Genomic DNA, 14,637 nt, shown 5'->3' with positions numbered 1-14,637 from the left:
CGGATTGCCCGTGTGAAAGTAGGTAATCGTCAGGCTCCCTTTACGGTCAGAGTTAGCGCTTTAGCGGTTACTCTGAGCCAATGCAGAGCATGTAAGACCAAACCCCCGACAGCCCCGCGCTCTCGGGGGTTTGTGCTTTTACGCGCCGGAAAGTCCAAATCGAGACAACAAGCGATCCACTACTATCATGTCGCGGTCCGCGCGCTTTCGGCCACCCGTTCCTTCCCGCAGACCACACCACGGCGCGAAACGCAGCCGAGCCCCAGAGCCTCCGAGCGCTTGGCGGCTCGTCCCGCGCAAGCGCCCACCTCGATCCTTAGCGCTTAATCCCTTCCTTCAAATAACGCTCCGCAAGCTGCACCCAGTACGTGGTCCCAACGGGCAGCAACTCGTCGTTGAAATCGTAACTGGCGTTGTGGAGCATGCAGGGCCCTGCGCCATGGCCCGCGTCGCGGTGTCTGCCGTCGCCGTTCCCGAGGAATGCGTAGCAGCCGGGCTTGGCCTGCAGCATGAACGAAAAATCCTCCGCGCCCATGGTCGGCTCTACGTGATCCTCGACGTTTTGTGCGCCGACGATCTCGCGCATGACTTCAACGGCGAAACGCGTTTCGTCGCCGCTGTTGACCGTCGGCGGATAGTTGCGATTGAACGCGACCGTTGCGGTGCAATCGAATGCCGAGGCCGTCGCCTCGACGACCTTTTTCATTTTCGATTCAATAAGGTCCAGCGTCTCGGTCGTAAACGTGCGCACCGTGCCGGCGAGCCAAGCATCGTTCGGGATCACGTTGACAGCGTCGCCCGCATGAATTTGCGTAATCGACAGCACGGCCGTATCGATCGGCTTCTTGTTGCGCGTGATGATACTTTGCAGGGCGTTGCCGATCTGCAGGGCCGTGAAGACCGGATCGTGACCGTTATGCGGCATTGCCGCATGCGCGCCCACGCCCTTGATGTCGATCCTGAACTCATTGCTCGAAGCCATGATCGGCCCTTCGGTCACGCCGAAGGTTCCGGCCGGCATGCCCGGCCAATTGTGAATGCCGAACACGGCGTCCACGGGGAACTGCTCGAACAAACCATCCTCGATCATCGCTCGCGCGCCCGCGCCGCCCTCTTCCGCCGGCTGGAAGATGAAAACGATCGTACCGTCGAATTGGCCATGCATCGCCAAATGCCGGGCGGCACCGAGGAGCATCGCCGTATGCCCGTCGTGACCGCAAGCGTGCATCTTTCCTTGCGCCTGGGAGCGGTGCTCGAATGTGTTGAGTTCCTGGATCGGCAATGCGTCCATATCGGCCCGCAACCCGATCGATCGCGTGCTGCTTCCTCGCTGAAGCACGCCCACGACCCCCGTTTGACCCAACCCGCGATGTACGCGCAGCCCCCATTTGTCGAGCGATTGAGCGACGAGATCGGCTGTGCGCATTTCCTCGTATCTCAGTTCGGGATGCGCATGGATGCTTCGTCGAAGGGACTGTATTTCGTCTCGCGCGGCCAAGACTTCAGGAATGAGTTTCATGATGCGTTCGACAAGGTGGAGGTTTAGGGCGACCGTGGATGAAAATCGGTATCGAACGAACCATTCTACGCTCAACGGCGCAACGCCAATTTGGTGCGGGCAGCGGCCGGGAAAGTAATAGAATTGTCGGCCAGCCCCTCGCATCACCGCCCCTAACGGAACGCCGCCATGAACGCGCCCCTTGAATTTACCCGCGCCGTCTGCCCGCACGACTGCCCCGATACTTGCGCGATGCGGGTCACCGTTGCCGACGGAAAGGTGATCAAGGTCGCGGGGGACCCGGATCACCCGCCCACGCAAGGCGTGCTTTGCACGAAAGTCACCCGCTATCCGGAACGCGTTCATCACGCGCAGCGCTTGACCACACCCTTGAAACGCGTCGGGCGCAAAGGGGAGGGGCGGTTCGAGCCGATCGGCTGGGACGAGGCGCTATCGCTTGCCGCGGGGCGGCTATCGGAGATCGTGCGCCGCGAGCCCCAGGCCGTGCTGCCCTATAGTTATGCGGGCACGATGGGCCTCGTTCAGGGCGAAAGCATCGCTCAGCGGTTCTTTCACAAGCTCGGCGCGTCGCGCCTCGATCGTACGATTTGTTCCGCCGCGGGAATGGCGGGGCTCAAATACACCTATGGCGCGGCGCTCGGAATGCATCTCGAATTTTTCGAGGAAAGCGAACTCATTTTGATCTGGGGCGCCAATCCCATTGCTTCTAGTCTGCATTTCTGGACGCGCGCGCAAGAAGCAAAACGACGGGGCGCACGACTCGTCGCCATCGACCCCTACCGCTCGCTGACCGCCGAAAAGTGCCACCAGCATATCGCTTTGCGCCCCGGCACCGACGGCGCATTCGCGCTCGGGATGATGCATGTTCTGATCGCCGAGAATCTGATCGATCACGCCTATATCGAAGCCCATACGCTCGGATTCGAAGCGCTCAAAGCGCGCGCGGCGGCTTATCCGCCCGCACGCGTCGCGCAAATTTGCGGTGTCGACGAACAAGAACTCGTCGAGCTCGCGCGCCTCTACGGCAAGACGCGCAAGTCGGCGATTCGTCTCAACTATGGCATGCAGCGGGTGCGCGGCGGAGGCAACGCCACGCGTGCTATCGCATGTCTGCCGTCGCTGACGGGTGCCTGGCGTGACCGCTCGGGTGGCCTGCTGCTGTCGACGTCGGGGTGGGTGCCGTTCGATACGGCCGCGCTGCAGCGTCCCGATCTGATCCCCGGCTGGCCGACCGAACTGCCGCGCGTCGTCAATATGAATGCAATCGGCGATGCGCTCCTGCACGAGGGCGATGCATCGTTCGGCCCCAAGGTCGAGGCGTTGATCGTCTACAACTCGAACCCGGTCGCCGTGGCGCCCGACTCGGCGCGCGTTGCCGCCGGCTTCGCGCGGGAAGATCTCTTCACGATCGTCCTCGAGCATTTCCAGACGGACACCGCCGATTACGCGGACCTCGTGCTGCCGGCCACGACGCAGCTCGAACATTTCGACGTCCACCGGGCGTACGGCCACACCTATGTCATGGTCAACCGGCCGGCGATCGCCCCGGTCGGCCAGGCTCGGCCGAACACCGAAATTTTCCGCGGCCTCGCGCGCCACATGGGGTTGAATGACCCAGCGCTGTTCGAAAGCGACGAAACGGTCGGACGCAACGCGTTGCGCTGGGACGACCCTACGCTTGAAGGCGTCGACTGGGCGCAATTGAACGACGCGGGCTGGGCGAAGCTGAAGCTGCCCGATGCGCCGTTCGCCGAGGGCGGTTTTCGGACGCCGTCGGGCAAGTGCGAGTTCGAGAGCGTGCTGCTCGCGCGCGAGGGCAAGGATCCGCTGCCCGATTATCTGCCGCCGTACGAATCTCACGACGGCTCGCCGGAGCTTGCCGCGCGCTATCCGCTCGCGATGATTTCGCCACCGGCTCGGCATTTCTTGAACAGTACGTTCGTCAATGTCGACAGCCTGCGCGACGTCGAGCACGAACCGCATCTCGACATTCATCCCCACGATGCGGAAGCTCGCGGCATTCAGGAAGGCGACAACGTCCGCATCCGCAACGACCGTGGCGCCTTCGTCGCCCGCGCAAGGGTGACCGACCGCACACGCGAGGGTGTCGTCGTCGGATTGTCGATCTGGTGGAAGAAGCTTGCACCGGATGGCTGTAATGCGAACGCGGTCACGAGCCAAGCGCTGACCGATCTCGGGGCGTCCGCCACATTCTACGATTGCCTCGTCGAAATCGACCGACTCGACGTCTGAGCGTTAGGCAAGCGGTTTTCTCCAGTTCGAAGTCGGTGTCTAATCCGGTTGTTTCGAGCGGGGCGACCGGCTAGGATGCGCCTTTTAGCACGACCATTCGAAAAATTTCAGGGAGACGCCGCATGGAAAAAATCTGGTTGAAGTCGTATCCGCCCGGCGTCCCCGCCGAAATCGATGCGTCGGCTTATGCGTCGGTCGGCGAACTGCTCGAAGACAGCTTCCGGCAACACCGGGCGTCGCGCGCGTTCGTCTGCATGGGCAAATCGATCACGTACGGCGAACTCGACGCGCTTTCGCAAAAGGTGGCGGCTTGGTTTCAATCCAAAGGGCTGGCCCGCGGCGCGCGCATCGCGATCATGATGCCGAACGTGCTCCAGTATCCGGTCGTGCTGGCTGCGGTGCTGCGTGCGGGCTATGTCGTCGTCAATGTCAACCCGCTCTACACGCCCCGCGAACTCGAGCACCAGCTGAAAGACAGCGGGGCCGAGGCCATCGTCCTACTCGAGAATTTCGCGGTGACGCTGCAAGCGGTTGTCCGCAACACGGCGATCAAACACGTGATCGTCGCGTCGATGGGCGATCTGATGGGTGCCAAGGGGCTCATCGTCAACTTCGTCGTGCGGCGCGTGAAGAAAATGGTGCCCGCGTGGAGCCTGCCCGGCCACCTGAAGTTCAACGACGTCGTCGCTCAGGGCGGCCGTTTGCCGTTCGCGCCGGCGGCGCTCGCGCAAAGCGACGTCGCTTTTCTCCAGTACACGGGCGGCACGACGGGCGTGGCCAAGGGCGCGACGCTGACGCACGGCAATATCGTCGCGAACGTGCTGCAATCGGCGGCATGGCATGAACCGGCGCATACGCTGCATGAGGACGTCGAACAAATCGTCAACGTCATTGCGCTGCCGCTTTATCACATCTATGCACTCACGGTTTGCGCGATGCTGACCATTCGGACGGGCGGCCTCGGCGTGCTGATTCCGAATCCGCGCGACATCGCGGGAATGATCAAGCAGCTGCAGGGCTACCCGATCAACACGTTCCCGGCCGTGAACACGCTCTACAACGCGATGCTCAACCACCCCGATTTCGGCAAGCTCGATTTTTCGAAGCTGATGGTGGCCAACGCCGGCGGGATGGCGCTGCAAGAAGCCGTCGCGAAGCGCTGGTACGAGCGCACGCATGTGCCCGTGATCGAAGGATACGGCTTGTCCGAAACGTCGCCTTGCGCGAGCTGCAACTCCGTGACGGCAACCGAATTCAGCGGCACGATCGGCATGCCGCTCCCGTCGACCGAACTCTCGATTCGCGACGACGACGGCAACGAGGTGCCCATGGGGCAGCCCGGCGAAATCTGCATCCGCGGCCCGCAGGTCATGGCCGGCTATTGGAATCGTCCCGACGAGACGGCGAAGGTGATGACGGCCGACGGTTTTTTCAAAACGGGCGACATCGGCATCATGGACGAGCGCGGCTACTTCAAGATCGTCGACCGCAAGAAGGACATGATTCTCGTCTCCGGATTCAACGTCTACCCGAACGAGATCGAGGATGTCGTCGCCAAGCATCCGGGCGTGCTCGAGGTTGCGGCCGTCGGCGTGCCCGACGAGCACTCGGGGGAAGCGGTGAAGCTCGTCATCGTCAAGCGCGATCCGGCGCTCACGCAGGCCGATATCGTCGCGTTCTGCAAGGAGCAGCTGACCGGCTACAAGCGGCCCAAGATCGTCGAGTTTCGCACCGACTTGCCGAAGACGAACGTCGGGAAGATCCTGCGCCGAGAATTGCGCGACGCACCCGCCGCGCGTCCCGCCGCACCGGTCGCCCAAGAGCGCAGCGCGTAGTACCGCGGTGCGGCAAAAGCACTCATGCTGTATGGGTTGCGCAACATCGTCTAAAATGCACGATTGATCGCGGTTTTGCTCTGAACTAAGCATGTGCGCCATGCTGTCGGGGCGAGCGCGCGGTACGGCGCGGCAGGGCGTGCCTCGTTTCGGCCGCCCTTTTGCTGCGCTGCATGGAGAGTGCAATGACGCTGGACGAGTTGATTACCGAATTTGACCGTGGGCTGCGTTCGATCGCCGGTGTGAGCCGGATGAGCCGGCCGGTTCCCAGGCCCGAACCGCTCGACGCAGGCGCGCCCGCGGCGCCGGAGATGACGCTTGCCGAGTCCTCGCACTCGGCGGGGCTCATGCGCGTGAACCACGTCGGCGAGATCTGCGCCCAGGCGTTGTACCAAGCGCAGAAGCTGGCGACACGCTCGCCCGCGCTCAAGGAGGCGTTCGAGCATGCGGCGCGCGAAGAGGAGGACCACCTCGCGTGGACCGCGGCGCGGCTGCAAGAGCTCGAGTCGCGTCCGAGCCTGCTCAATCCCCTCTGGTACACCGGCGCGCTCGCGATCGGCTTCGCGGCCGGCTGCCTCGGCGATAAGGCCAGCCTCGGCTTCATGGCCGAGACCGAGCGCCAGGTCGAGCGCCATTTGGACGGCCATTTGCAGACGCTGCCCGAAGCCGATCGGCAGTCGCGGGCGATCGTCACGCAGATGCGCGACGACGAGCGCTCGCATGGACAATCCGCCAGCGACGCAGGCGGCGCCGAATTGCCGATGCCCGTCAAAGCGCTGATGCGCGCGGCATCGAAAGTGATGACGCGAACGGCCTATTACGTCTGATTTCGCAGTGGGAGCGGCGCGCTCGCGCCGCTCTTCGATTTACCTCGATACGGTCCGCTTTTCATCCCACCATTCTGAGCTCCCAGCGCTTGCCGCGCCGGTGTGCGCCGCGAGCTTCTCACGTATCACATTCACAAAATGCAGTAGTTCATTCTTTTATAACGTTTTTCAGTTTCTCGTCTTGCATGAACGGACGCACGTAAGTCCTTGTTCTAACAAACAAATTTCTGCGAAAAAGCGGCTTTCTCCCTTGACCCGTCTGGGGCCTTACTCTAAAGTGGGAGACAGTGTGAGAAAGTGTATTTTTGTGGATTACTCGGATCATTTCGAGGCGATTTTCGAGGGATGGGGCGTAGGGCTCCGAAGGGGAGAGAGCGGTGTTTCAGGGAGCGTCGGCGCTGACGCTCGATGCGAAAGGGCGGATGTCGGTGCCCTCTCGGTATCGCGAGGCGCTGCAAGGCGAGGCACAAGGACGGGTGACGCTGACGAAGCACCCGGACGGCTGCCTATTGCTGTTCCCCCGCCCCGAATGGGAAATCTTCCGCACCAAGATCGCCGCGTTGCCGATGGACGCCCATTGGTGGCGGCGCATTTTTCTCGGTAATGCCTCCGACGTCGATCTCGACAGCGCGGGACGCATCCTCGTCTCGCCCGAATTGCGCATGGCCGCAGGCCTGGAAAAGGAAATCATGTTGCTCGGCATGGGAAGCCACTTCGAACTGTGGGATGCGCAGATGTACGCGGCCAAGGAGCAGGCGGCGATGGCGCAGGGCATGCCCGACGCGCTGAAGAATTTCACGTTTTGATCGCGGTTTGAAATAGGACGCTGCGATGGAAAACGAATTGCAGCATCGCACGGTGCTGTTGGAAGAAGCGGTGAATGCGCTGATCACGCGCACGGACGGCGTCTATGTCGACGGCACGTTCGGGCGCGGCGGTCACAGCCGCGCGGTGCTCGCGAAGCTGGGCGAAGCCGCGCGGCTGATCGCATTCGACAAGGATCCGCAGGCGATCGCAACGGCGCGCGCGATCGGCGATCCGCGCTTCGAGATCGTGCATGAGAGTTTTGCGTCGCTGGCGCCGGCGTTGGCGACGCGAGGTATTGGGCGTGTCGCCGGCGTGTTGCTGGATCTCGGCGTGTCTTCGCCGCAGTTGGACGATCCGTCGCGCGGGTTCAGCTTTCGCGCCGACGGTCCGCTCGACATGCGGATGGACCCGACGCGCGGCGAGTCCGCTAGCGAGTGGCTGGCGCGGGCGAGCCAGCAGGAACTGACGGAGGTCATTCGAGATTATGGGGAAGAACGGTTTGCTGTTCAGATTGCAAAGGCGCTTGTTGCTCGCAGGGCAGAGTCCGACCGTCTTGGGCCTCTCGACCGCACGGGCGAGCTTGCCGAAATCGTGGCTCGCGCAGTCAAGACCCGTGAGAAGGGCAAGGATCCGGCCACCCGCACCTTTCAGGCTATACGGATTCACGTCAATCAAGAGCTTGCGGAGCTGCAAGTCGTTTTAGAGGCGGCATTGTCGTCGTTAGAGCAAGGGGGGCGGCTGGTGGTCATCAGCTTTCATTCGCTCGAGGATCGAATCGTGAAGCGATTCATGCAGGCGCGCGCCAGCGCGCCTGCGGTCGACCGTCGCTTGCCGATTCGTGCCGTCGATCTGCCCGCCGCACCGTTGAAAATCATTGGCCGCGTGTTTGCGAGCGATGCCGAGCTCGACGCTAACCCGCGTGCCCGCTCGGCGGTCATGCGCGTCGCGGAGCGCGTCGCGCCATGAACCGCCTCAATATCTTCCTGCTCATCGTCGTTCTAGGTTGTGCGCTTTCCGTCGTCAACTCCACGAATCAGCAGCGGCAGCTGTTCGTGCAGCTCGAGCGCGCCCAATCGGAGGAGCATCAGCTCCAGCAGGACTACGCGCAGCTGCAGTATCAGCAAAGCGCGCTGTCGAAAACGTCGCGCATCGAGCAGCTCGCCACCGATACGCTCAAGATGCAGCCGGCATCGACCGGCGACACGCAATTTCTGACGCTCGCTCCCGGGGCGAGCGTGGCTCAGAACGCGCCGATTCCCACGCTGCCGGCCAGCGCGCCGGCGGCGCCCGCGCGCGCGGGCAAGCGCGCCGGCAATGCGGCCGCCCACCCCGCTAAGCGTGGAGGCGCCCGATGAAGCACGCGGCCAAGACGAAAAGCGTCACGTTCTCCTCGAGCCCGGTCCTGTCGGTGCGTTTGCCGATGTGGCGCTCCAAGCTCGTCGTGTTCTTGCTCTTCATGGCTTTCGTGGCGCTCGCGGCGCGCGCGTTTTGGATCCAGGGGCCCGGCAACGCCTTCTATCAGAAGCAAGGCGAGAGCCGCTACGAGCGCACGATCGCATTGCCGGCCACGCGCGGCAGGATCATGGACCGCAACGGCCTCGTGCTCGCCACGAGCTTGCCCGTGCGCGCGATCTGGGCGATTCCCGAATCGGTGCCCGAGGATCTCGATCCGGCCAAGCTCGCCTCGCTCGGCAGCTTGCTCGGCATGACGCAAAAAGAGCTGCACATGAAGCTCTCCGAGGACAAGACGTTCGTCTACGTGAAGCGCCAAGTGCCGGTCGACGTCGCCGCGAAAGTCGAGGCGCTCAAGATCCCCGGTATCTATCAGCGCACCGAATACAAGCGCTTCTATCCGGAAGGCGAGATTACGGCCCATTTGGTCGGCTTCACGAATATCGAGGACGACGGCCAGGAAGGCGTCGAGCTCAGCGATCAAAAGCTGCTCGCCGGGACGACCGGCATTCGGCGCGTCATCAAGGACCGGATGGGGCACGTCATCGAGGACGTCGACGAACAAGTCGTGCCGCACAACGGTCAGGACGTCGAACTCGCGATCGACAGCAAGATTCAATACATCGCCTACGCGAACTTGAAGGCGGCCGTCGAGAAATCGAAGGCCAAGGCCGGCGCGGCGATGGTCGTGGACGTGCGCACGGGCAATGTGCTCGCGCTCGTCAACTATCCGACCTTCAACCCCAACGATCGCTCGCACCTGACCGGCGATCAATTGCGCAACCGCGCGCTTACGGACGTCTTCGAGCCGGGTTCGATCATGAAGCCGTTTACGGTTGCGCTCGCTCTGGATTTGCATCGAATCACGCCGAACACGCTCGTCGATACGGGTAACGGCCACTTCACGCTCGACGGCGCCACGATTACCGACGACAGCGCCAACGGCGTGCTCACGATCGGCGGCGTGCTTCAGAAGTCGAGCAATATCGGCGCGACGAAGATCGCGATGACGCTCAAGCCCGAAGAGATGTGGGATATGTATACGAGCATCGGGCTCGGCCAGGCGCCCAAGGTGGGCTTCCCAGGCGCGGCCGCCGGCCGTCTGCGGCCGTGGAAGAGCTGGCGCCGTATCGAGCAGGCGACGATGTCGTACGGCTACGGCCTGTCGGTGTCGCTGTTCCAGCTCGCGCGCGCCTACACCTCGATCGCGCACGACGGTCAGATCATGCCCGTGTCGATTTTCAAGACGGATTCGAGCCAGCCGGCGACGGGGCCGCAAATCTTTTCGCCGACGACGGCGCGAGAAGTGCGCACGATGCTCGAATCGGTCGTGACCGCGGCCGGTACCTCGCCGGAGGCTGCCGTGCCCGGCTACCGGGTCGGGGGCAAGAGCGGTACCGCGTATGAGCATTCGCCGCACGGCGGCTACGACCATTCGAAGTATCGCGCGTCGTTCGTCGGCATGGCGCCGATGCCCAATCCGCGCATCGTCGTCGCGGTCTCGATCGACCAGCCGACCGCCGGGAGCCACTTCGGCGGATCCGTGTCGGGTCCCGTGTTCTCCAGCATCGTCGGCGACACGTTGCGCTCGCTGAACGTGCCGCCCGATATGCCGGTCAAGCAGCTCGTCGTGTCCGACGATCCGGCGAAGACGGCGCCCTCCGCCGCCAGCAAGAGCCCCGCTTTCGCGCCGGTTCACACGGTGAAGGTATCGGACGACGCCCATGCTCATCCGGGAGTCGTCCGATGAACACGCCTTACGACGAGGACGCCATGCACCGGGAAGTCGCCGATGCGCTCGACTGGCTGCGCGCCCATACGGCGGCCGGCGCTCAATTGCACGCCGATACGCGCACGCTCGCGGCCGGCGATGTGTTTTTCGCGTATGCCGTCGACGGGGCGGACAGCCGCCCGCATATCGCCGGCGCGTTCGAGCACGGCGCGGCGGCGGTGCTGTATCAACCCGAGGGGTTCTCGGGCAGTGTCGATCCCGTCCGCGCGCGCGCGGTGCCGCATCTCGATCGCCTGGCCGGCGAGATCGCGAGCCGCTGGTACGGTGCGCCGAGCGAGTCGATGCGTGCGATCGGCGTGACGGGGACGAACGGCAAGACCTCGTGTTCTCAATGGATTGCCGCGGCGCTGACCGCGCTCGGCGAGCCGTGCGCCGTCATCGGCACGCTCGGAACGGGTATGTCGGGGCATCTCGTGCACACCGGTTTCACGACGCCCGATGCGCCGCAAACGCAGCGTTCGCTCGCGCAGCTGGCCGCTGCCGGTGCGCGCGCCGTCGCCATGGAGGTGTCGTCGCACGCCCTGCATCAGGGCCGCGTGAACGGCACGGCGTTCGATATCGCCGTGTTCACCAATCTCACGCAAGATCACCTCGACTATCACCACACCTTCGAGGCTTACGAGGCCGCCAAGGCAAAGCTGTTCGATTGGGCCACGCTCAAGACCGCAGTCATCAATCGCGACGATGCAGCCGGCCGCCGGCTCATCGCGCGGACGCAGCCGCGCTTGCCGACGATCGCGTACGGCATCGGTGCGGCGAGCGATGCGCCGAGCGCGCATGCGGCGCTCGTGGCGACTAACGTGCGCGCCACCGCGACCGGCACGGCGTTTCATCTGTCTTCGGATTGGGGCACGGCGGAGGTCGAGGTCGGCACGCTCGGCGAGTTCAACATCAGCAATCTGCTCGGCGTGCTCGGCGCGTTGCTGGCCGCGGACGTCCCGCTTGCCGACGCGCTTGCGCAGCTCGCGAAGCTCGAGCCCGTCAACGGCCGCATGCAGCGGCTCGGCGGACGCATCGCGAACGACGAGCCGCTCGTCGTCGTCGACTATGCTCACACGCCCGATGCGCTCGAGAAGACGCTCGACGCACTGCGGCCGATGGCTCAAGCGCGCGGCGGCAAGCTCGTTTGCATGTTCGGCTGCGGCGGCGATCGCGACGCGACCAAGCGCCCGCTCATGGGCGCGATCGCCGAGCGCCTGGCCGATGCGGTGGTCGTCACCAGCGACAACCCGCGCACCGAGGATCCCGCATCGATCATCGATCAGATCGGCGCCGGCATGACGCATCCGGACGCGGCGCGCCGCATCGAGGATCGCGCCAACGCGATTTTGCACGCCGTGCGCGACGCGGCCAGAGAGGATGTGGTCCTGCTGGCCGGCAAGGGGCACGAGGCGACACAGGAAATCATGGGTAAGAAGCGCGTTTTCTCCGATCAGGATCACGCCCGCCTCGCGCTCGCCGCGCGCGCAACGCATGTGCGCGGGGGCGAGCAATGACGATGCTTTCGCTGATCGAAGCCGCGCAGCTGATCCCCGGCGCCGTCGTGCATGGCGACGGCGCCGCCGTATTCGAGCGCATCGGCACGGATAGCCGCACGGCAGGCTACGGCGACTTGTTCGTCGCGCTCAAGGGCGATCGATTCGACGCGAACGATTTTCTGCCCGATGTCGCTTCGCGTGGCGTGAGTGCCGTGATCGCATCGCGTTTGCCCGATGACTGGCGCGTCCCGGCGCTCGTCGTGCCCGATACGCGCGTTGCGCTCGGCGCGCTCGCGCGCGGCTGGCGCCGCCGGTTCGCGATCCCGCTCGTCGCCGTGACGGGCAGCAACGGCAAGACGACGGTCAAGGAGATGATCGCTTCGATCTTCGCCCAAGCGGCCGGAGAATCGGCGCGGCTGGCCACGGCCGGCAACTTCAACAACGACGTGGGCTTGCCCCTCACGTTGCTGCGCTTGGGCGCGATGCATCGGTTCGCCGTCATCGAAGTCGGCATGAATCACCCGGGCGAGACCGACGTGCTCGCGAAAATCGCGTTGCCGACGATCGCCCTCGTGAACAACGCGCAGCGCGAACATCAAGAATTCATGGCGACGGTCGAGGCCGTCGCACTCGAGCACGCCAGCGTGATTCACGCGTTGCCGGCCGACGGCGTGGCCGTGTTTCCGGCGGATGACGCCTACGCCAGTATCTGGCGCACCGCGGCCACGGGGAACCGTATCGTCGATTTCGCGCTCGAAGACGCTTCGCAAGAAGTTGGCGCTCGCGTTGCGGCGGCGGTTACCGGCGCGCTCGAAGGCAACCGTTTGCGTGTGCGCACGCCGGCGGGCGAGTTCGAAGCGACGCTGCAGGTGCTCGGCGATCACAACGCGCGCAATGCGTTGGCCGCAACGGCCGCGGCCGTTGCCGCGAACGTGCCGCTGGCCGACATCGCGCGCGGCTTAGAGGCGTTTTCGCCGGTGAAAGGACGGCTCCAGACGAAGCGTGCGGTGGTGGGTGCGCTGGCCGGCGCGACTGTCATCGACGACACCTACAACGCGAACCCGGACTCGATGCGTGCGGCGATCGACGTCCTGGCCGCCCGCGGCGCGCCGCGCGTGCTCGTGATGGGCGATATGGGCGAGGTCGGGGACAACGGTCCCGAGTTTCATCGCGAAGTGGGTGCCTACGCGCGCGAGCGCGGGATCGACGTGCTGCTGGCGCTCGGCGACGCGGCGCGCGACGCGTGCACGGCGTTCGAGAAGGCGCAGAGCGCGGCGGCGGGCATCGGTTCCGGCGAAGGCATGGCCCGCCATTTCGATGACGTTCGCGCGCTCGTCGAGTATGTGCTGCAAGCGGGCTTCGGATCGAGCGCGACGCTGCTCGTGAAGGGCTCGCGTTTCATGCGGATGGAGCGCGTTGTCGAGGCGCTGACCGCTCAACCACAACCCCCCGTGTCGGGCGATTTGCCCGGCACGCATTGAAAGAGAAGGAAGAGCATGCTGCTGGTGCTGGCGCAATGGCTGCAGAACGACGCAAGCTTTTTGCGCGTATTCAGCTATCTGACGTTTCGCGCGGTGATGGCCACCATCACCGCGCTCGTGATCGGGCTCGCCTGCGGCCCGTGGGTGATTCGCAAACTGGCGGAAATGAAGGTCGGCCAGGCTGTGCGCACCGACGGACCGAAGACGCACCTCGTCAAATCGGGCACCCCGACGATGGGCGGCGTGCTGATTCTGATCGGGATCGCCGTCTCGACGCTGCTCTGGGCCGATTTGACGAACCGCTTCATTTGGATCGTGATGCTCGTGACGTTCGGCTTCGGCGTGATCGGCTGGGTCGACGATTATCGCAAGGTCGTCTACAAGGACCCGCGCGGGATGTCGTCGCGCGAAAAGTATTTCTGGCAATCGGTCATCGGTCTGTTCGCGGCCGTGTATCTCGCCTTCAGCGTCTCCGAAGCGAGCAACGTCCGCGTCTTCGACCTGTTCATGGCGTGGGTGCGCAGCGGCTTGTCGATGGGGCTGCCCGCGCGCGCGGATTTGATGCTGCCGTTCCTGAAGTCGATCAGCTATCCGCTCGGCGTGTGGGGCTTCATCGCGTTGACCTACTTCGTCATCGTCGGCGCGAGCAATGCCGTGAACCTGACCGACGGTCTCGACGGCCTCGTGATCATGCCCGTCGTGCTTGTCGGCGCTTCGCTGGGCGTGTTCGCCTACGTGATGGGCAGCTCGGTCTATTCGAAGTACCTGCTGTTTCCGCACATTCCGGGTGCCGGAGAGCTGTTGATCTTCTGTTCGGCAATGGGCGGGGCGGGGCTCGCGTTCCTCTGGTTCAACACGCACCCCGCGCAGGTCTTCATGGGCGACGTCGGCGCGCTGGCGCTCGGCGGCGCGCTCGGCACGGTCGCCGTCATCGTGCGGCAAGAAATCGTGCTGTTCATCATGGGCGGGATTTTCGTGGCCGAGACGGTGTCGGTCATGCTTCAGGTCGTCTGGTTCAAGTACACGAAGAAGCGCTACGGCGAAGGGCGGCGCATCTTCAAGATGGCTCCGCTGCATCACCACTTCGAGTTGTCCGGCTGGAAGGAGACGCAGGTGGTCGTGCGCTTTTGGATCATCACGTTGATGCTCTGTCTGTTCGGTCTGTCGACGTTGAAGCTGCGCTGACGCGCGGC

At 64.1% G+C, this 14,637-nt stretch carries 11 protein-coding genes; 10 read left to right on the top strand and 1 reads right to left on the bottom strand.

The window, feature by feature from the left end:
• Window positions 1-316 precede the first annotated feature (316 nt).
• Entirely contained in the window at window positions 317-1,519 is a 1,203-nt protein-coding gene (locus DWV00_RS32010; protein ID WP_115537633.1) for a M20 aminoacylase family protein, read from the bottom strand.
• A gap of 168 nt (window positions 1,520-1,687) precedes the next feature.
• Here DWV00_RS32010 and DWV00_RS32005 point away from each other — a divergent pair, with 168 nt between their 5' ends.
• The 10 genes from DWV00_RS32005 to mraY all read left to right on the top strand — a co-directional run bounded on the left by DWV00_RS32005 (window position 1,688) and on the right by mraY (window position 14,629).
• On the top strand, window positions 1,688-3,772 hold the full coding sequence (locus tag DWV00_RS32005) for a molybdopterin-containing oxidoreductase family protein (protein ID WP_115537632.1): 2,085 nt from the start codon (window positions 1,688-1,690) through the stop codon (window positions 3,770-3,772).
• A gap of 122 nt (window positions 3,773-3,894) precedes the next feature.
• Window positions 3,895-5,607, top strand: coding sequence for a long-chain fatty acid--CoA ligase (locus tag DWV00_RS32000; RefSeq protein WP_115537631.1), 1,713 nt, complete (start codon window positions 3,895-3,897; stop codon window positions 5,605-5,607).
• A gap of 185 nt (window positions 5,608-5,792) precedes the next feature.
• Entirely contained in the window at window positions 5,793-6,434 is a 642-nt protein-coding gene (gene coq7, locus DWV00_RS31995) for a 2-polyprenyl-3-methyl-6-methoxy-1,4-benzoquinone monooxygenase (protein ID WP_115537630.1), read from the top strand.
• Window positions 6,435-6,811: 377 nt separating this feature from the next.
• Window positions 6,812-7,240, top strand: a complete 429-nt coding sequence (gene mraZ, locus DWV00_RS31990) for a division/cell wall cluster transcriptional repressor MraZ (RefSeq protein ID WP_115537629.1) — start codon at window positions 6,812-6,814, stop codon at window positions 7,238-7,240.
• Window positions 7,241-7,265: 25 nt separating this feature from the next.
• Window positions 7,266-8,207, top strand: coding sequence for a 16S rRNA (cytosine(1402)-N(4))-methyltransferase RsmH (gene rsmH, locus DWV00_RS31985; RefSeq protein WP_115537628.1), 942 nt, complete (start codon window positions 7,266-7,268; stop codon window positions 8,205-8,207).
• On the top strand, window positions 8,204-8,596 hold the full coding sequence (ftsL, locus tag DWV00_RS31980; protein ID WP_115537627.1) for a cell division protein FtsL: 393 nt from the start codon (window positions 8,204-8,206) through the stop codon (window positions 8,594-8,596). The genes rsmH and ftsL overlap by 4 nt, the downstream gene beginning before the upstream one ends.
• Window positions 8,593-10,443, top strand: coding sequence for a peptidoglycan D,D-transpeptidase FtsI family protein (locus DWV00_RS31975; protein WP_115537626.1), 1,851 nt, complete (start codon window positions 8,593-8,595; stop codon window positions 10,441-10,443). Before ftsL ends, DWV00_RS31975 begins: the two co-directional genes overlap by 4 nt.
• Entirely contained in the window at window positions 10,440-11,981 is a 1,542-nt protein-coding gene (locus DWV00_RS31970) for a UDP-N-acetylmuramoyl-L-alanyl-D-glutamate--2,6-diaminopimelate ligase (RefSeq protein ID WP_115537625.1), read from the top strand. The genes DWV00_RS31975 and DWV00_RS31970 overlap by 4 nt, the downstream gene beginning before the upstream one ends.
• Window positions 11,978-13,444 (top strand): UDP-N-acetylmuramoyl-tripeptide--D-alanyl-D-alanine ligase, encoded by a 1,467-nt coding sequence (locus DWV00_RS31965; protein WP_115537624.1) that lies wholly within the window; start codon window positions 11,978-11,980, stop codon window positions 13,442-13,444. The genes DWV00_RS31970 and DWV00_RS31965 overlap by 4 nt, the downstream gene beginning before the upstream one ends.
• Window positions 13,445-13,459: 15 nt before the next feature.
• Window positions 13,460-14,629, top strand: coding sequence for a phospho-N-acetylmuramoyl-pentapeptide-transferase (gene mraY / locus DWV00_RS31960; RefSeq protein ID WP_115537623.1), 1,170 nt, complete (start codon window positions 13,460-13,462; stop codon window positions 14,627-14,629).
• Window positions 14,630-14,637: the final 8 nt, after the last annotated feature.

The organism is Trinickia dinghuensis, from assembly GCF_003367175.1.
Lineage (GTDB): Bacteria > Pseudomonadota > Gammaproteobacteria > Burkholderiales > Burkholderiaceae > Trinickia > Trinickia dinghuensis.
The sequence above is the reverse complement of the archived record's forward strand: the minus strand, read 5'-3'. Positions and strand labels throughout refer to the sequence as shown.